Below are 17,740 nucleotides of genomic sequence, written 5' to 3' on the forward strand. Positions count from 1 at the left end.
CGGACAGTAATATTTAATAATCTGCGTACCGTAGTATTTGAACTTCCGAGTGTGTTCGTCTAGTTTGATGGAGTCACAGATGATCATGCACACGGCCGAAGAAGAGACAATGTCCGAGTAAAAACCGTTTTCCTCCATCGCCTGTTTCTGTTTCAGTGCCGTACCGTCCGCCATATACATGGCTTTGGACAGTGTCCATTTGATATAGTCGTCATCGGGTGGTAGATTGAAGAAATACTGATGGAAGAGCTGGATGTGTGCTTTTGCCTCCATGACAAAATTCGCCTCTTGCTTACTCCTTTCAGCGAGAAAAGGAATGTCGCCATCGAGGACATAAATCTGATTACGCTCTTCCGTTACCAACTTGGCACAGTAGAAGATGCAGCAGGCACAGACCACCGTACTGCCGATGATGGTCAGCAGTACAGTTGTCAGTGCGAGCCTTGTTTTCTGTTCCAAACTTTGTATTAACATATTCTGTCGTTTTTAGTTTATTTTCCTCTGTTGTAAGAATCTCTCATGGAGCTGCCCATCTTCGATGCCGCCTTGCCAGCAGAGCTTTCTGTGAACATGTGTTTGGCCTCCTTCGCCATCCCCGAGGCAGCGCCTCCCATGACTCCAGCCATAGTAGCCACTCCGCCATCGGAATAGCCACTTGCGCCGCTCACAGCTCCTGCCATACCAGCTGCGCCAAGATGCGCCGCACCAGATACCGCCGAACCCGCCATTGGTGTAGCCACTGAAGCGATACCCACTCCAGTAGAAGCGGCACTGCCCACAGCTCCGCCCACGGCTCCTGCTACGACACCTCCGGCTGCACTGCCAGCACTTGAACTCACACCCCCTGGAATTAGCCATGATGCCACTTCAGGGACGAAACGGATGATATAGGCACCCACCAGCATACCCATAGCATACATGCAGTTGGAGCCAATGCCCTGAATGCCCAAAGCGCCTATCTGTCCCCAAGAGTTCACCTGCCCCTGCAGAAGCCTGCCATAGGCATTGAGGTCCTCGCCGAGGTTATACATCAGGATGAAGTCGATATAGTACAGGCACATATAGGTGACAAATCCCCATAGCGACAAGGACAGATATTTGCTGATCCATTGCGACCATGCACTGCTCCATGGAGGTACTATCGAGAGGGCGAACATGATGGGGGCAAATGTGGCCAGTATAGCCATGAAAATACGCTGGGCTACCAAGATGCCATAATACGACATCTGGAATATCAGTTCACCGATGAAGCGTATCACGTCGTTTATCCATTCCGACACCTTTGTCTCAGCAGCTACGGTGGCTCGCTGCGCATAGTTGTTGATGGTCGTGCCCAGATTTTCCATGTTGTAGATGAGCTTATCCCACCAATGGGCATCCTCCCCGATGGTCTGTACCTGCTTCGCTGTCTCAATACTGTCCTGCACCTGGCGGAGTCGTTTGAGATAGTCCGACTGCTTCTGTGCTACTTTGAGTTCCAGCGCAGCCACTTCCTTGTTCTTGCTGCTCGCCATCTGTTTGGTGGTCGCCTCCAACGCTTTGCCCGGTCGGGTCAGTTCCTGACAGATCCAAGAACTGTAAGTGATGCAGATGGACAGTCCCACGATGCGGAGAAGTTTCATTACGTCCATCGCCCTACGTCCAAGCATCATCATCCAGCACTCGTAGGAACCCACACAAAGGGCGAGGCACAAGCCTATGACACGGGCGTAGCCCACGGTGTTGCCCAGCACCGCCGACTTCGGAAAAGTCTCCATCGCCACCAGCAGCTTCTCAAGGCTTTGGTCAATAGAGGGCAGTCCCATGGTGAGTAGCTGACTTGCAATATTCATCAAAATATCTGTAACCATAATTTTATCGTTTGTAATAGTTTTGCGCCATGCCTACAAGATGTGCCACGCGACTGACAATTTCCTCCATCTGTTTCTTATATTGTTGGTAGGCTTTCTGCCGTTTGGCGTTTTCAAGTTCATATCCCACACCCGTCCGGTGGATATAGGCTATATCCTGGCAAATCATCTCGTTCTGCCGGGTCAGTTCATCGACCTGAAATTTCAGTTTGCCGCTGCTCCTCTGCATACAGAAGAGCAGTCCGTCGGAAATAGATTTCTGCATGCGTTCGAAGTCGGCTTTGAAGGAGGAATAAACCAGATCGACATTCCTGTCAGCGGCACGCGTCACTTCCTCCTTGTAGAGTTCTTCTATCTTCGCACGTTCATGCTCGGTTTCCTTCATCTTCTGTCGTTGCGTCTCTTCGGCGGTGATACGAGTGGGCATGATGCGTTTCACGCTGGACTTACTTTCCTTAAACCTGACTCTCCAGCCAGATTTGAGAAATCTCCATTGCCAGTAAGCCTCACCACCGCTATATTTCTTGTGTAATAAGTAATAATACCATGCAGGAGCAAAGTCCCATGGTCCGTTCTCCATCGACTTCCACTGCTTTTCCTTCTGGTCATCGTAGGTCGGATGCTGTGCAAATGCAGACAGTGAAAGATAAAGTAACCCTGCCATGATGAATAGAAATTTTCTCATATACCGTTCCATTTGTTAATTACTCCTTCTGCTATTTTGTCCGTCACCTCACTGTTGAGGATGTCCCAAATATAATCGTATCTGACCCCGCCGACGGTAATGATGCTACACCAGACGTTGGCACCGTCGATGATACCTCTCATGTTTTCTATGGAAGTCTTCAACTCCATGATAAGGTGAAGCTTCTCGTCCATCGAGGCCTTCATTACATTGACACCGCTGGCGGCAAGCGATGCATAAAGGGCTTTGATGTTTTTGATTTCTCTTGCACAAGCCATATTCGCTTCTGTATAGTACCATGCCACCATCGGCTTCTTGGAGGTATATTGAAAAGTGGAGCGTGTAAACTGGGAGTACTCCTGTATCAAGCGATACATGCTGTTGACTGTCGAACCCAATGCGCTGGCTAAGATGACGTAGGAATAGCCATTATTCAATTTACTGTCCAAGGTCGTTCTGACATCATTGAACTTGGTAGCACCCTTTGTGATGATGCTCTGTTCACCAAAACTCGTTGCCACCTTTGCCAAGGCCTTGTCCTCTTCACCCTTGATGAGTTTATGCAGACTGATAAGGGCTTCAATGGTTAGCGGATCCCTCGGCGTCGGTATAACATCGGCAAAGATGGGAGCTGCTACCATGAAGCACCATAACAACAGCCCATATCTTTTTATATTCCATGCCTTTTTCATAAGCCAAACTTTTTTAGACACCCAAGCCGTTCCAGTTATCAATCAACCCGTCAACGGAGTTTTGAGCCGTGATATAGGCAGCCCACGACTCCACGTCAATGGCCATGAGCACATCCCCCCAGTTGTTACCGAACTGGCACATCATCACCATAACCTCCAGCTTATAGTGGATTTCAAGCAGACGACTGTAGATCTTGTTGGCCATCGTCAGCCGCTCATAGCGGTTGAGCAGGTTATATCCGTCGTCCTTGCTGTCATCTTTGGCCGTGTCCAAAGGATTGCGTACCTTGCCGTTGTTTACAATATCCACAAAGTCGTGTACCAGTCCTTGCGTCTCGGACACGAGATTGGTCATCTCATTGAGGCATACCACATAGTTCTTGCCCGGTGACTTGCCGAGCTGTTTCAGCACGATGGGCACATCCTTGAAGATGCTGGCTGTGAGCGAGACGATTTCACCGTAGTATCTGCTTTCTTCCCCAAAACCAGTGATGTTCTGCATGGAGAGTTGGTAAAGTTCCTTGATGCTTGCCATCGTAGCGGTATATTTCATCAGCTTCTCTTGCTTGGTATTGATGGAATCCAGACGCCCGTTGTGCCTGTCCTCTATGAGTTTCTGCGAAGCAGCATTGGACATAACGGCGGCCGTGGTTTTCTTGTCTATCACCACACGCCAGCCAGCCCGAATGTTCAGCGAGGCAAGGAGCATCGCCAGAACGAAAATTAACCTTAACTTTTCCATAAGCTCATAATGTTTTGATGTTCGTTGACATGCCGCGCGAAATCGAGATATTTGCTTATCCCTGCCTTTCTGCGGTCTTTCTCTATCTCTGTGATGGCCCGTTGGATGTTACCACCATAATGCTTCGTGTAAATCTTGAGGGCTTCCTTTTCCGCCCGTTCCGTGGTGTAGGCCCAGTAACATTCAGGCGGTTCTTCCACACCATACACATCCGATACCTGTCCACGGCATATCCATACCTCCTTGAAGTAATTCCGCCCCTCGTGGTTGTTAAGACTGTTGATGGTGAAGATCTGCTGTCGTTGAACCGCTGTCAGTCCGAGGATAGCCGCAATGTCATCGTACCGATCCTTGAATTTGGCCTGATCAAGCAGAATTTTCACGTCGCTGTTGTTGATGATAGCCTCCTTGACAATGGGAGAATCAATCACGTCGTTCAGTTCCTGTGTCACTACACCGGCGATGCCGTGGAACTTACGCACCGTCTTGTAGAGATACTTGATATATTCTGCCATCGTAGGCGAGGCGATAGCTTTCCATGCCTCTTCGATGATGAGAGCCTTTCGGCCTTTCTTGATACGCATCTTCTGGAGAAACACATCCATGATGATGAGCACCACGATAGGGAACAGCACAGGGTCATCTTTGATTTTGTCAATCTCAAAGACAATAAACCGTTCATCGAAGAGTGACTGTTCCAGATCGTTGTTCAGCGTGCACTCCAGCTCGCCACCACGGTAGAACTGTTCGAGAATAGCAGCAAAGTTGTCAATGTTGAAGGCTATCTTCTTTTCGGTCATCAGTTGTGGAATACGTTCCAGCGCATATTCATAGAAAGTGTTGAAGGACAGCTTCCTGACCGTCATCTTACGTCTGCGCTGCTCCATCTTCTCGATTTTCTGTTCGATGCGCATGAGGTAGCTGCCTTCGATTACCTCAGCCATGAGGCGCATGAGTTGACGGTTAGCAGCCACCTTCTCACCCTCTGTCGCAGCTTGGTCATTGACCAGAGCATGCAGCTTTTCTACCTGACGTTTTGCCTTGATGTGATGCGCAACCTCGGCTTCAGAAAAGATGGTATCTCTGTTTTCTGCATTGACACTTGCAGAAGTGTTTCCCTGATATCCCTCAAAATCTTGATAGTAGCTATGTTCCACCTTCTCACCATACTTCTCATATTCACCGTTCTTTTTATCCTCCAGCAAGAGCCGGTGTCGCAACCTATCTTTCTCTTCTGCGGAAAAACCACGGAAGGGGTGGAAGAAAGCGTCATAATACTCCACGATGACCTGATTGATGATGGCATCTTCAATCTTTGAAGGCATCTCGCTTCCCTTGTAGATGAGAAAAATAAGCGATTTGAGAAAGTTCTTCTTCTCCCCGAAGTTCTGTCGGTATTCCGTCTTCGTAATCTTAAACGGATTCATGGAGATGGGATGCTCTTTGGAGTAGGTGATATAGGTGCCACCGAAGTAGCTGCATATACCCTCGTAGCTATCTCCAGTATCTACCATCACCACATCCGTATTCTGCTCCAGAAGCTGGCGCACCACACTATTCATGTGGAAGCTCTTACCGCTGCCACTGGGTCCGATACAGAAAAAATTAGCATTGTCAGTGTACTTGTGTACTCCCTCCTTGCCGGTAATGTCTATCGCCACAGGAAGTCCCTGCCTGTCTGTATAATAGGTTTTGAGCGGCGTTTCCTCAGAATGTTTCAGATGCTCCTTAAAGCATAGGCAGAGCGCTGCGTCCGACAGCGTAAGAAAAAGGTCGTAATCAGGATTGAAGGCATAGCCATTGCCAGGAAAGCTGCACGTGAAGAGCTCCAGCTGGTTATAAGCCGAGCGAGAGGGCATGATGGCACAGTCGTAGAGTTTCGTCTCGATGTACGATGTAACCGGCGTTATCTTGTCGTGCGGACAACTGACGAGGATATTGAAATTGGTATAAACCATCAGCTTGCTATCCACAGCCAGTGTGTCCAACAGCCGTTCTATATCTTCTTTGGCGATGCGGTTGGATGGATCGGGCATGGATCCGTGGCGCTTCGCCTTGCTTTGCAGCTTGCGCATAAGCCTGCGCTGGGCAGGTATTTGTATGACCTGATTGTAGATGACACAGTCAGTATAAGGTATCTCCGTTAGGAAAGAAAAGAGGTCAGTGGCAATGTAGGTGCCGTTGATGTTGACCGAAAGGAACGGCCTCACGAAGTTGGGCATATTGATTTCATCTATATCCACCCAGGGAAAAGACTTTACCGTCCGGTCGCCTATCTTCAGGTTCTCGTCAGAACACTTGAAATTGGTCATGGAGAATGGACCCTGCTTGAACCGGAATGCCATAAAGCGGTGAAGATACTCGTCTATTTCCGACTTACTCAGCTTGCGGTGGGCAATACCTTTCTCTTGCAGAATGTCAGCTACCTTGGCTACTTTGACATGGAAGTCCTCCCATCGTTTGGCGTCGTATTTCACGAAAGCATTGTGCGCACACTCCTGCGTAACGATGAGGAAGGTGCGTATGTCGGTATATTCCCGTCCCTCGAAGTAGTTGAAGTAACTTTCGGTCAGGAACTCCTGTTCTCCCTCCGGCTCATGGTGATACTCCTGCTTGCAGAAGATGTCCTGTTTTTGTAGGGCATACCCCTCACCGAGTGTCTTTATAATGTTGGCCAGTACGTCCTGGAAGAGGCAATATAGATCAGCATCGGTACAATATTGCTGCACGGGATTCTCAATCTCGAAGAGTACGGACGGATTCCCCTTCTGGGACCAGAGCACCGTATTGAGCAGTTTCCCGTCCTTATCCCTGATGTCTTGCAACTGGGAGAAAAGTTTATCGAAAGGTTTTCTTTGCTGTGCCATAACCGTTAGTGTTTGAAAATCCCATGATAGATGTAAATACCCTTATTCCGATGCTTGGCGTGAAGCCCATTTCGCTGCCGTATGTAGATGGTGGCCAGTCCGACAAGGGCAAGGACAATCATGGCAATAAAGCCAGCCAGCTTGCCCAGGATGATGGAAAAAAGGATGAAACCGAGAAAGGATACACCGATGGCAATGGCGGCAAAGGTTAGGAAACGCCCTCTGATGCCCATGAACTCCAACGGTTTCTGTATGCCTTTGTATATAGGAAAGAAATCTTCCATAAAACTTTGAAATTTGGTAGGAGCCAAACGCTTGGTTGCAGGTCCGGCTCCCACCGATTGATTACTTGAAGAAGAGCGGAAGAGCTTCCGACATGGCGATGAAAGCCACACAGCCACCGATGGTGAGCATGATAGTCTTTTTCACGTCCTGGTCGCCGTTCTGCATCTTGAAATACACATTGAACGCTCCTACTAACACGATGACGGCTGCGATGGCCTTCATCAGGTTGGAAACAGGGGTCTGGTACGAAGAGATCTCCGTGGTAGCTTTGGAAAATCCGCCAGCACCCTTGCTGTTGGCCAGCATTGTTCCAGTACTCATGGCGAACATTCCCACGCTTACTGCTAATTTCAAAGACTGACACTTCGCAAAACTCCAAGCACGTCCCACGCATTTTACTGCTTGTTTTCTCAATTGTGACATAATCGAATGGATTAAATTTGAAATTCAATTCCATGTTAAAGCCGAAAGTCAAACAAGTTAAAGTGCTAGGTCTGAAATTTAAAGATAAAAAGTTGGTATGTTTTATGGAGAAATGTCCCCTCTTTCGGGATCAAACTCCTTCCATTTGGCAAGCAAGCTGCCCAGTTCGCTGTTTTCACCGTCTTTCGACAGGTCTTCCACCTTGACCAGCAGGTTGTTTACTTCAATACCGCCGGTCATCAAGAGCTCTGCTGTCTGCTTTCGTTTCAGGGCAGCTGTCTTCTGTTTGTTGATGATGGGGCGAGTGATAAGGATAGGCGTAAATTCCCTTACTTCATCGGAGATGTCAATGGCTTCTTCCTGTACCTTATCGTCTTCGCTGGTAGCACGCTTTCTGTTTGCCAGCAGGTCGTAGGCCACCGTACCCAAGTAATAGCAGAGGTAGCAAGCCACAATAAAGCCGAGGAATATTTGAAAACTCATACGCAATAGGCATTAAGTGAACGATGGGCATTGAACCGACATGGCAAGATAGACACTCATTGGCTGAAACTGCAATCCCAGCTTCTGCCCATTGCTCTCACGGATCGGTCTGCGCTTCAGCTGTTCATTATAATATAAGGTGTTATGGCCAGGAATGGTCAGATAGCCATACGATTTCAGGATGCTCTTCAAGACTACACGTTTCTTGTTGCCCACCACCTTGATGTTTGTTTTTTGTGGTAGTCCGAACAACACGCGGGCCTTCTCCCGTTTGATGATACTCTTCCTGCTGCGCGACCGTATCTGTCGGGTTTCGTCTGCCGTTCTTTCAAGGTGGTACATCTTAACGATTCGTGAAACCGACCTAGTAGATATACCTGTAAGATGTGCTATCTCACTATGAGAGTGATTGTTATATAACCGCCTGACCGTGTCAGCCGCCGCCATCGCCTTGGTGACAGGGCGTTTACGCAAGCCCAACTCATGCAACTTCCGCCGTAGGCAGCTCAGAGAAATACTCAAATGTTCTGCTAAAGCGGTATTGTTCATCTCCTTGTGGTGGTCGATAAGGAAATCCACCATTGATACGGTCCAGATAATATTTTGCCTATACATGATTTTGAAGGTTATTGACAATATAATCGTTACGGCGTAGAAACTCTTTGAGGTAGCCACTGTTGGTGCCGATAAAGGCACGGAGGGCGGCATTGATGATATCGGTAACCGACATATTGTTGATATTGCAGAGCTTCAACAGCTCCACCACCTCGTTGTCTATCTCGTAGTTCTTGCGATCGTACTTCTTGACACGGTAGCCGTATTGTTTTGCATACAGCTGGAAGAGCTGCCAACTGTCATCAGACTTGTGGATGTTGGGCTGCACTGTCTTGGGCGCAGTTTGCGAAGGTTGTGGAACAGATGGTTCTTTCACCTCATTAAACACCCCGTCTATATCGGGTAGGTTAAGCAGGTCGTTGGTAGGCAGCGTCTGCGAATGGAGAATGTCTACTTTCATTTTGTCTGCTCTTTAGGTTTGAATATCTGTTGATACATAAAGTCGAAGGTAGGTGATACGATGTCCTTTTGTGGTCCCATCAGTTCGATGGTGTTGTATCGTTGCAGATCCGCCTTGACTTCTATGCGTGGCGTAACCAGTCCGAAGTGGCGTAGCTTTTCCTCCGTTTTATCCCATAGCTCCAGTTCCGCTTTCTTGCCATACCGTTTGTCCCATTTATTAACCACGAAGACGAACTGGCACTTCATGATGGGCAGCATACGTTGGAGCTTGGCGATGAAGCCGATGAAAGTAGCGGTGGAATTGATGGAAGTTGCCTCGAACTGATAGGGGCATACGATGTAATGACTGAGGGCAAAGATAGGCACCAATCCCTGTTGCGACAGGTTGCCGGGTGTATCCATCAGCACGATGCCTTTGTAACCCTCGCGCAGACTGGTAAGAAACTCCCTGACGTTATTGGTGTCTTTGATGTCGAAAGGCTGTACGGTATAAGGCAAACGTACTCCTCTATATTTCTCTACATCCTCCTTTCGTTTGGAGTAAATGGTCTGCTGTCGGTCAAAATCCACAACGAGTACGCTTTCTCCCTTTGCCGCCAGGTAATCGGCGAACATGGTGCAGAGCGTAGTCTTACCGACACCGCCCTTCTGATTGGCAAAGGTGATCATGATGTTGTCTCTCATTGTCGAAGTTGTTATTAGTTGTGTGATAATAACAAACTCCTTTTTGGAAGGCCGGTTATCAAATGGAGTTGGGTCCCAGTAGCATTATTTCGTGAAATAGGCATCTTGCGAGTTAGGTAAAAGAGGAAGATGCTAAATCGTGAAATCATGGACAAAGATAGTGTTTTTGTTTTATACTTGCAAGTGGCTTTGTTGCCGTGAAGAGCCTCATTGATAGATGGTTAATGTGCCTTTGTGTAAATGTAATAAGACGTATGATTAGAGAATATGATGTGTGGGGATTGCCCTAAAATCAAGCACAAAATAAAGATTAAGATAGATTAACGGTCGATGATTTTCAAGGGGGTGACGAATATGAGGGGTGGAATTTTTTAGGGTAGTAAACGGATGATATACAAAGAATATCGTATCTTTGTCTTTGGAAATTAACTATCATTATCATAACTTTCCTGCTATGGAGAAACTATTTGTTGTTGTATGTACCATGATGCTGTCGATTTCAGTGATGGCGCGGCAAACCATTGAAAGCCAAATCTCAGAGTTAAAACAAAAGATAGAGGCAGAGCAACGATAGTTGAGTGGACTATCTCAATGTGTGAGTGAGGTGGAGCAGCTAATTGTCGATTTACGTATAGCGATGGACTTTGGCAAGGCCATCACAGCGATGCAGGGTAGCAGTAACGTAACTAACGAGCTCATCTCACTGATTGAGAAAATAACTACAAGTAAAGATATAAGGAATAATAATCAATTACTACAATGGCATTAGGGAACATCCAAAAGTTGGAAATACAAAAACTGAACAAGGAGAAGGCACGGAGGCAAGATAACAAGCAACATTGCCAAAAGATATTGCAAGGTATTGGCAAGTTTGATGATAGCACGGCTCATCGTGCTATCTGGGAATTGGTACAGAATGCACGTGACCTTTCTCGACATTCTCATATCCGCATTGAACTATATGAGGATAAGTTAATATTTGCGCATAACGGCCGACCTTTTAATTTTGATAGTCTGAGTTCACTCATAAAGCAGGTGTCGTCCAAGGAGAAAGAAGATCCTGATGCCGCTGGGCAGTTTGGTACGGGTTTTATGACCACTCATAAGTTCAGCCGAGTGCTTGAATTGTTTGGATCCTATGAAGTTGCTGAGGGATTATATGTCTCTTTGGAATCTTCTGATGGGAAAGGTTTTGTCATCGATCGTAGTTCGGATGACCTCTCTGGTATGATTGAATCAATGACAAATCAATTAAGTAGGTTGGACGAATTGTTGGATAGAGAGACAACTGCAACAGCAGAGCAGGAAACAGTATTCTTGTACCATTTAGACCGTTCAGACAGAAAAGAGGCTGCAAGAACAGGAGTAGAAGCAGCTATCGAATTGATGCCGTATGTAATGACAATCAATGAACGTATTGAGCAGTGTACAATACAGCTGGAAGATGGGACGAGAATTGACTTCCGCAAAGAGAACGAACAAGATACAGAAGGACTTCACTGTAAGAGAATTTGGAAAGACCGGAAGCCGATAGATGTATTCTATTTGCAATCGGAGGATGGTAAGGAAATAGTTATTCTACCTCTATGTCAAGCAACCGAGGCTAAGAAACTGAACAATGTTCCTCGTTTCTTCATCTTCTTTCCACTATTAGGAACCGAGCAACATAGAATTAACTATATATTTCACTCGGAAAAATTTTTCCCTACCGAACCTCGTGACCTAATTGTATTACCGGATGGAAATAGTGAACACCAAAATAAGATTGATGCTGATGTAGCGTTGATTGATGAGATGTGCACAATGCTGTTTGAGTATTTAAGGAAACATAGTGCGAATATATCGGGGAGTATTACTTTGGCACCAGTCGGCTTTGAGACAACCGCTATGAAACCTGCGATGGTAGAATACTTCAAGTCGCTTCACACTAAATGGGTGAACGAATTTCAGTCTATTCCCTTCATTGAAACGACAAATGAACATGTAAGTATCAGTCAAACTGACAAAATTAAGGTTCTTGACCATACCATTGTAGAGTTTCTGAGAAAGGAAGGCCATGAAAAATACCTGAAAGTTATTTATGATTATGCCAGCAAGGTTTCCTGCTTACCGAAAATGGAAGAAATTCTTGATTGGAGTGACATTGTCTTTGGATGGGATCCTGAAAAAAGGGAATGGGTTGTGTCGGTAGAAGATATCGTCAACAATATTATAGAACACAATGATAAGACTAGTTTACTGGAGTTCCTAATGTACTTGAAGGAGAGTGGACAAACGGAGCATTTTCGTAAGGCTATAATTCCAAATCGAGAAGGTGTACTTTGTCCGATTAACAATCTGCGAAATGGTGAGAATATACCCGGCAACCTCTATATGGTCATCAAACCATTAGTGCCAGATTTTACCAATCAGTTGGTGGACGAACAATACGCCAAGGTTTACGATGAATGGGTATCGCCAACACGCGAAGATTTGAAGACTGCACTTAGTGGTTTTGTGAGCGCCGAAGAGATGAAGACTAAGCCTTACAGAGATAACTTAGAAGCTGTTATAGATTTCTGCATGACTTTCCCAACGTCTACTCCAGGCAATACACGTTACAAAGCCATGATGATCATCTGTGGTATGCACAATAAGCAACTGCAGCTTAATCATGTTCCGCATCTTGGTGATGTGGACAAGGAGCAGCTGATGTATAATGTGGTGTTCGATTCCCTCGTCAAATGGCAATTTAAGCAGATAGAACTTGCAGCAACGGAAAATGCTAAATGGTACGAACAAAATCATAAAACATTGTATCAACTTTTGAATGCACTCTCTAACAAGGAACGTCCAACTGCCTATCAGAAGACCATGCAGGATTATGCGATATTCCCTAATCAGAATGGCAAACTCTGTAAGTGGGATACACTGCATGTGTTGGCCGAGAGTGAAACATATAAAGCCGAGGATATTGATGACTTGAGTTCATATTACAAACGGGTAAAGGGAGAAGATATACGTGATAAGTGGGTTGACCTCTGCTTCAAAGACTTTGAAAAGTTCACAAAGGATAAAATTAAAGAGAATGTCGCCCGTCCTATTGATGATGCCCTTCAAGAATCGAACTATAGTTCTGAAGTTACTCTTGAAATTATCAAGCATCTTGATAGCAAGGATGAGAACTGGGAAGATTGGTTCACTAATATCAATAAGAATAAGGCTGAAATCTTCCTCCACCGCATTGACGATAAAGATTTGCCTAACGTATATACACTCTTGAAAGATAAAACTAAGATTAAGTCGCTGGCTGAACTCGCCGATGATCCTAGGATGCAGGAGATTATTGATGCTGGTCGGAATACCTTGGCTCAAAAAGATTATGAGAATCGTCATAAAGATTTCATCCGTGAATTAGGTAATTTTGCAGAGAAACTTCTTCTAGAGAAATTACAAGATGCTATCAGCAACAAACAATTAGAAGTCGAGGTTTGTGATCAGCAAGGTGGTCAAGACTATAAGGTCTGGCTAGGTGATAAAGTGGTGTATTATATCGAAGTCAAGTCTCGATGGAGTACCAGCGATTCTGTGGAAATGTCAGCCCTCCAATTCAAAACATCAGTAGAGCAGAAGGAACGCTACTCGCTTTGTATAGTAGATATGACATGGAAGAAGGCTGAAGATATTGCTGTTCGTAAATATGACGATTTGGAGACTTGTATCAGGCATACCAAAGTTTTGCATGATATTGGTAAGCGCAATGAGTGGTGTATCGATAGCGTTCAAGACATCAAAGACCGCCCTCATATCGGAGGGGGGTATAGTTTAGTTGTTCCTCAGAAGTTGGTTGAGCCAAGTGGTACACCTGACTTCTATAATCTCATAGAGCGGATTAGATACGTGATTGATGGTGAGAGAAATGTAAAAAGCAAGTAATATATGTTGTTACTTTCTGGGATAAATCCCCAAAAAACGATAGGCCTGGTTAGCCCCAAAGTTTATATTGGTTATATTGATGAGTCGGGTACAAGCAGCATGGTATCGGAGACTCGAAAGGAGCAATGATTTCTCCTCTAATATGGAGTACGCCATAAAAATAGATGATCATTTCGCACAGACACCACGCTTCGATGATTTCACAGGATTGGGTATTGTGGATTTCTATCCTGTCGTACATTCCAACAGTTAGCCCTTTGAAGAGGCTGCCCGAACAGTAATTCGGGAAACAACTATCTTTCGCTGAAACCCATCACGAATGAATAGGCTATTGTGGGGATAATATTTCCAAACGAAATGAGGAGTAGAAAGGAAATTTTGCAAAGATTGTACAAAGGTTTTATCCCAAATCGGTCATTAGAGATTTTTCGTGCAAAAAGTCAGATTATAGCAGGCTGTTCCATCGTTATAGCATCTATATACTAACACAATATGCATCTTTCATTCTATTTCAAGACAAAATGAAAGCAAAATTTTCTAATGACCGATTTGGGTTTATCTATCTTTTCAATTTCCACTCTCCATCCACCACATAACCACCATTGTCACCCACTTCCCATTCGGCATTACGGTCGGAAACCGATGTCTGATGCAAAAGGACGTTACCCAGAATATTATTAGAATGGCGGGAACTTTGGGCCGGCATAGGTTGGAGCACTTGCAGAACTGGGAGCAAGGCTTTGAAGTTAATACCTTCTGAAGCCAAGTTAAAAATGCACTTGTACGAGAAATCGACACAATAGTATTCGTCACCTTGTCTGAAAATGGCAAGATGATTTTCTTTTAATGCTGCCCACAAGTCTTGCTTCTCGGTTGATGCAGCCAGATTGTTCAGCACTTCTACGGCAAAGCCATTGTTGGGTTTGCTGTGAGGATCTATATAAATAAGGTAGGGATTTTCAATCTTCCAGATACGACAGAGTATATCACGCTCCACCTCGTTGGTGGGGCAAAAGGCCTGGACACAGTGCAACATAAAGTTGAATTTTAATACCTTTTGCACACTATCGATCAGGGCGACCTCCCTGCCATTGAGCAGCCTGAAACGGCCTTTGGAAATGCGAGTACCATACTGTCGCCATAACATTCTGTTGAGTTCGTAAGCAATCATCCGGGGATTATCCTCCAGCATGGCATCCACGTAGAGCTCTACCTTATTGATTCGTTCTTTTTCGCTCATGAAGTGTTGCAGTTGTTTGATAGAGAGCACACTGCCACCTTTATACACCGTTTGTTTGGAGTGATCTACTATCATGTAACCGTATGGTTTGTCCTTTGAACCAAAGAAAACGAGCGATACACCAAACTTCTTTTGCAAGATGTCTGACAGTTCACTGCGGCTGGCAACCATGTTGCGATACTTTTTCATAACAGCCCCCAGTTGCCTACGACGTTTGTAGGTTTTCTTTTCATCAATAACAGAGAATTTTGCGGTCAAATCTTCCATTCCGATTTTTGTTCGTACCCGTCCGCCACGTGCAATTTCGAGGTTGCTGTCACGCTCGAAACATTCATAGCCAGATGCCTCCATGATGGCTTTGAATTGTGTAAGCGAATTGAACTTGTAACTAAGGGCCTCCTTCAAAAACAAATCAGCACGCAATTCCTCATCTTCGCCAACAATTTTGTTGATGGCCTCCTGCGATCGGATGCGCTCGTGGTTGTGGTCTATTTTCTGGCCATTGGGATTCACCCGGCTGGTGATGATGTGCAGGTGATTGTTGTCGGTGTCATTGTGCGCATAGATAAGAAGCGGCTGCCCCTCATCATCATAGTCCATTTCGTGAAGATACTGGTGGGCAATATCCAAAAGTTGCTCTTGAGAATATTCATGTCCCCGGCAGGAGATGGCCACATGGAACTGAGCCTTGCGGATATGCTCGTTTCTTGCCGAATAATCAATCAGGTATTGTTGCAGCTGTTCGGGAGTGTAGCCATCAGCGGCTCCCACATAACCGAAGTTCTTCATTTCAAGGAGTACTGCCTGGCCTTTGGCTACTTTTCGCTCGTTGTACTCGACGGCATGGAAATTTGTGCTGGAGGGAAGTATGGTTGCTATCATCGTTTTTTTGTGCTTTTGCGTTATCGTGAGAAGATGGAAACGGTAAATCGGTATTTACCGATAACTGCTTTCCGCTTTATCGTGTTAATCGTTTGACTATTTGATGCTGTTCCTGTTTTACCGCTGTTAAGAGTTTTTGCAGCTCCATGATTTGAGGGTAAAGCACTTTCTCAAAATAGGGAAGTGTCAGCTCATTGGCTATCGCCAGTTCGTTGGCACGCTTGACCAGCTGATTGAAGTTGCCGCCCATCCATGCCAAGTCCTGCTGATACTTCTTGTAAAGGGCTGTCATCTCGTTGAGTGCGGCTATCTTCCGCTTTGTTCCCGTGTCGTCAAATTGTTTGATGGCATCCCATATCATACTGCTGACCGTCTTGTAGTTGGCCGCTTTCTGCTTAATCAGTTCGGCATCCTGTGCTGAAATCCTTATCCAGAGTCTTTTCGTTTTCCGTTCCATATTCTTCTGTTTATATTCTGAGTTGCGAAGAATAATCCCCAACTTGACAGAGTTGGCAAGTCACTTTTGTCCGCACAAAAGTACAACTTGCTACCCAAACTCCGTTAGGGAAATGTAGTCCCGCCACTTGCTTGTCTGTAATAAAGTTAGCAAGAAATGATGAGTTGCAATGTCCCTCGCCCTTTTTTCAATAAAAGAGTTTTCGTGAAATTGGAATATCGAAATCCCGATTTGTCGATATTGGGATAAACCGAAGTCACGAGTCCGCTGCTTCGAGAAAAGACGAAAATCCGATGCCGTGAAATAGTGACATTACGAGAATATATAACCACAAAAAAACTACTGATAATCAATGTTTTAGATGGCTTTTTTCTTGCTTTTCTCAGTTATTTTTCCTACCTTTAGTAGGACTAATAATGTTTTAAGATGCAAGTGTTTCTCTTCGTATATATCATGCTTAGGGCCATCTTCCAGCTGATAGGTTGGGTGATTAAAGGTTTTTTGTATGTCTTGTGGATGATTTTTGGTGGCATTGCCTACTTGGTGAATTATCTGATGGAGCGTAAAACATAAAACCATACCTCGAAGTGGGAGGTGTGGCTCTATGTGGGTGTGAGATTTATTCATCATTCATCTGATTGCCTTCTGGAGGTTTACCGCATGTCGCTCGATGGTCGATTTCAGCACCTTCGCATAAATCTGCGTGGTCCGGATGTTCTGATGCCCCAACATGCGTGCGACATTCTCTATGGGCACGTCGTGGGCAAGAGCCAGCGTCGCAAACGAGTGCCGGGCAATGTGGAAGGTCAAGTTCTTGTTGAGCTTCATGGCTGCCTGGATGAGATGCAGGTAGTCGTTTGCCTTTTGATTGGATATTCTCGGCAACTTGAAATCATACTTTTTGAGCACCTCCATTGCCGGTTTGAGAATGGGAGTGAAGAATTTAGAGCCAGTCTTTAATCTGCTTCCATCAATATAATACAATGTTCCCTGCAGTTCCGTCATCGTATCAAAGCTAAATGATTGAACATCGCAATATGCCAAACCAGTATAGGCGGCGAACACAAACAAATCTCTGACCTTATCCAGTTTTCCCTCCAGTTTTATTGTTCGGATTTTTTTCAATTCTGTTTCAGAAAGCGGCTCACGTTCTTTACATTTGCCTCGCTTAAATTTAACCAAGTTGTAAGGATCAACGTCTATAACATTTTCTGTAGCAAGCCTCTTTGTATAGATACGAAAATTCTTGTGATAGTTATTGATTGCAACATCAGAGCGGGTGCCATCTCTAAGCCATTGGTCAAAGGCTACCAAATTTTCCCGCGTTAAGTCCTTTGTGGTTTTTATCTGACCAAAACGCCTGATAGCTTCCAATGTGCAAATCTTGTGTTTGCGTGTACCCTCACGTATGTTTTCTTGGGTAGTGTCCTTAAAAGTGTGTAATTCATCTTTCCTTTCTCTGTACTTCCACTGTTATTTTATTCTTTTCTTTCAAGTTTTTGAATTGATATATTCTCC

Annotated in this window: 17 protein-coding genes and 1 pseudogene; 2 read left to right on the forward strand and 16 right to left on the reverse strand. The window is 45.2% G+C overall.

Translation table 11 applies throughout. The annotated features are described in order from the left end of the window. The 12 genes from ETF27_RS05815 to ETF27_RS05870 form a co-directional block, all read right to left on the reverse strand. Positions 1-474, reverse strand: a 474-nt coding sequence (locus ETF27_RS05815; RefSeq protein ID WP_147785580.1) for a conjugative transposon protein TraK, incomplete at its 3' end; no start/stop codon positions are given. Between the two features lie 17 nt (positions 475-491). Then, on the reverse strand, positions 492-1,850 hold the full coding sequence (locus ETF27_RS05820; RefSeq protein WP_130829395.1) for a hypothetical protein: 1,359 nt from the start codon (positions 1,848-1,850) through the stop codon (positions 492-494). Between the two features lie 4 nt (positions 1,851-1,854). Beyond that, complete coding sequence (locus ETF27_RS05825) at positions 1,855-2,535, reverse strand: DUF5045 domain-containing protein (protein ID WP_130829393.1); 681 nt, start codon at positions 2,533-2,535, stop codon at positions 1,855-1,857. Beyond that, complete coding sequence (locus ETF27_RS05830; protein WP_130829391.1) at positions 2,532-3,227, reverse strand: hypothetical protein; 696 nt, start codon at positions 3,225-3,227, stop codon at positions 2,532-2,534. The genes ETF27_RS05825 and ETF27_RS05830 overlap by 4 nt, the downstream gene beginning before the upstream one ends. A gap of 13 nt (positions 3,228-3,240) precedes the next feature. Continuing rightward, positions 3,241-3,969 carry a hypothetical protein gene (locus tag ETF27_RS05835; protein ID WP_130829389.1) on the reverse strand — a complete coding sequence of 243 codons (729 nt, stop codon included), beginning with the start codon at positions 3,967-3,969 and terminating at the stop codon, positions 3,241-3,243. Continuing rightward, positions 3,957-6,836, reverse strand: a complete 2,880-nt coding sequence (locus ETF27_RS05840; protein ID WP_130829387.1) for a TraG family conjugative transposon ATPase — start codon at positions 6,834-6,836, stop codon at positions 3,957-3,959. Before ETF27_RS05840 ends, ETF27_RS05835 begins: the two co-directional genes overlap by 13 nt. 5 nt (positions 6,837-6,841) lie before the next feature. Further along, positions 6,842-7,120, reverse strand: a complete 279-nt coding sequence (locus ETF27_RS05845) for a DUF4133 domain-containing protein (RefSeq protein WP_004342148.1) — start codon at positions 7,118-7,120, stop codon at positions 6,842-6,844. Between the two features lie 61 nt (positions 7,121-7,181). After that, positions 7,182-7,544, reverse strand: a complete 363-nt coding sequence (locus ETF27_RS05850; RefSeq protein WP_004347460.1) for a DUF4134 domain-containing protein — start codon at positions 7,542-7,544, stop codon at positions 7,182-7,184. A gap of 102 nt (positions 7,545-7,646) precedes the next feature. Further along, entirely contained in the window at positions 7,647-8,027 is a 381-nt protein-coding gene (locus ETF27_RS05855) for a hypothetical protein (protein WP_130829385.1), read from the reverse strand. A gap of 12 nt (positions 8,028-8,039) precedes the next feature. Beyond that, positions 8,040-8,642 carry a DNA-binding protein gene (locus ETF27_RS05860; RefSeq protein ID WP_130829383.1) on the reverse strand — a complete coding sequence of 201 codons (603 nt, stop codon included), beginning with the start codon at positions 8,640-8,642 and terminating at the stop codon, positions 8,040-8,042. Continuing rightward, positions 8,635-9,042, reverse strand: coding sequence for a lipase (locus ETF27_RS05865; RefSeq protein ID WP_130829381.1), 408 nt, complete (start codon positions 9,040-9,042; stop codon positions 8,635-8,637). Before ETF27_RS05865 ends, ETF27_RS05860 begins: the two co-directional genes overlap by 8 nt. Beyond that, on the reverse strand, positions 9,039-9,728 hold the full coding sequence (locus ETF27_RS05870; RefSeq protein WP_130829379.1) for a ParA family protein: 690 nt from the start codon (positions 9,726-9,728) through the stop codon (positions 9,039-9,041). Before ETF27_RS05870 ends, ETF27_RS05865 begins: the two co-directional genes overlap by 4 nt. Before the next feature lie 759 nt (positions 9,729-10,487). Between ETF27_RS05870 and ETF27_RS05880 the strand changes: the two genes are divergently transcribed. Both ETF27_RS05880 and ETF27_RS11170 read left to right on the forward strand, forming a co-directional pair. Next, positions 10,488-13,643, forward strand: coding sequence for a sacsin N-terminal ATP-binding-like domain-containing protein (locus ETF27_RS05880; RefSeq protein ID WP_130829377.1), 3,156 nt, complete (start codon positions 10,488-10,490; stop codon positions 13,641-13,643). A 79-nt stretch (positions 13,644-13,722) separates the two neighbouring features. After that, a complete protein-coding gene (locus ETF27_RS11170; RefSeq protein ID WP_158635980.1) occupies positions 13,723-13,896 on the forward strand; it encodes a hypothetical protein in 174 nt (57 codons plus the stop codon). Between the two features lie 306 nt (positions 13,897-14,202). On the opposite strand, the gene ETF27_RS05885 is transcribed toward ETF27_RS11170, so the two are convergent. From ETF27_RS05885 to ETF27_RS11705, 4 genes and pseudogenes are all read right to left on the reverse strand, one after another. After that, on the reverse strand, positions 14,203-15,765 hold the full coding sequence (locus ETF27_RS05885) for a relaxase/mobilization nuclease domain-containing protein (RefSeq protein ID WP_130829375.1): 1,563 nt from the start codon (positions 15,763-15,765) through the stop codon (positions 14,203-14,205). A gap of 76 nt (positions 15,766-15,841) precedes the next feature. Continuing rightward, entirely contained in the window at positions 15,842-16,222 is a 381-nt protein-coding gene (locus tag ETF27_RS05890) for a hypothetical protein (RefSeq protein WP_130829373.1), read from the reverse strand. Positions 16,223-16,579: 357 nt separating this feature from the next. After that, complete coding sequence (locus ETF27_RS11260) at positions 16,580-16,852, reverse strand: hypothetical protein (RefSeq protein ID WP_162304002.1); 273 nt, start codon at positions 16,850-16,852, stop codon at positions 16,580-16,582. Beyond that, positions 16,853-17,638: pseudogene (locus ETF27_RS11705) on the reverse strand (site-specific integrase); the annotation flags it as partial. Positions 17,639-17,740: the final 102 nt, after the last annotated feature.

Origin of the sequence: Prevotella brunnea (assembly GCF_008016795.1) — a bacterium.
GTDB lineage: Bacteria > Bacteroidota > Bacteroidia > Bacteroidales > Bacteroidaceae > Prevotella > Prevotella brunnea.

Excerpts from the sequence above, each read along its gene's own strand:
- ETF27_RS05825 (WP_130829393.1), bottom strand. The coding sequence starts at position 2,535 with ATGAGAAAATTTCTATTCATCATGGCAGGGTTACTTTATCTTTCACTG.
- ETF27_RS11260 (WP_162304002.1), bottom strand. The coding sequence starts at position 16,852 with ATGATGAATAAATCTCACACCCACATAGAGCCACACCTCCCACTTCGA.
- ETF27_RS05865 (WP_130829381.1), bottom strand. The coding sequence starts at position 9,042 with ATGAAAGTAGACATTCTCCATTCGCAGACGCTGCCTACCAACGACCTG.
- ETF27_RS05850 (WP_004347460.1), bottom strand. The coding sequence starts at position 7,544 with ATGTCACAATTGAGAAAACAAGCAGTAAAATGCGTGGGACGTGCTTGG.
- ETF27_RS05860 (WP_130829383.1), bottom strand. The coding sequence starts at position 8,642 with ATGTATAGGCAAAATATTATCTGGACCGTATCAATGGTGGATTTCCTT.
- ETF27_RS05830 (WP_130829391.1), bottom strand. The coding sequence starts at position 3,227 with ATGAAAAAGGCATGGAATATAAAAAGATATGGGCTGTTGTTATGGTGC.
- ETF27_RS05885 (WP_130829375.1), bottom strand. The coding sequence starts at position 15,765 with ATGATAGCAACCATACTTCCCTCCAGCACAAATTTCCATGCCGTCGAG.
- ETF27_RS05845 (WP_004342148.1), bottom strand. The coding sequence starts at position 7,120 with ATGGAAGATTTCTTTCCTATATACAAAGGCATACAGAAACCGTTGGAG.
- ETF27_RS05870 (WP_130829379.1), bottom strand. The coding sequence starts at position 9,728 with ATGAGAGACAACATCATGATCACCTTTGCCAATCAGAAGGGCGGTGTC.
- ETF27_RS11170 (WP_158635980.1), top strand. The coding sequence starts at position 13,723 with ATGAGTCGGGTACAAGCAGCATGGTATCGGAGACTCGAAAGGAGCAAT.
- ETF27_RS05890 (WP_130829373.1), bottom strand. The coding sequence starts at position 16,222 with ATGGAACGGAAAACGAAAAGACTCTGGATAAGGATTTCAGCACAGGAT.
- ETF27_RS05855 (WP_130829385.1), bottom strand. The coding sequence starts at position 8,027 with ATGAGTTTTCAAATATTCCTCGGCTTTATTGTGGCTTGCTACCTCTGC.
- ETF27_RS05820 (WP_130829395.1), bottom strand. The coding sequence starts at position 1,850 with ATGGTTACAGATATTTTGATGAATATTGCAAGTCAGCTACTCACCATG.
- ETF27_RS05840 (WP_130829387.1), bottom strand. The coding sequence starts at position 6,836 with ATGGCACAGCAAAGAAAACCTTTCGATAAACTTTTCTCCCAGTTGCAA.
- ETF27_RS05880 (WP_130829377.1), top strand. The coding sequence starts at position 10,488 with ATGGCATTAGGGAACATCCAAAAGTTGGAAATACAAAAACTGAACAAG.
- ETF27_RS05835 (WP_130829389.1), bottom strand. The coding sequence starts at position 3,969 with ATGGAAAAGTTAAGGTTAATTTTCGTTCTGGCGATGCTCCTTGCCTCG.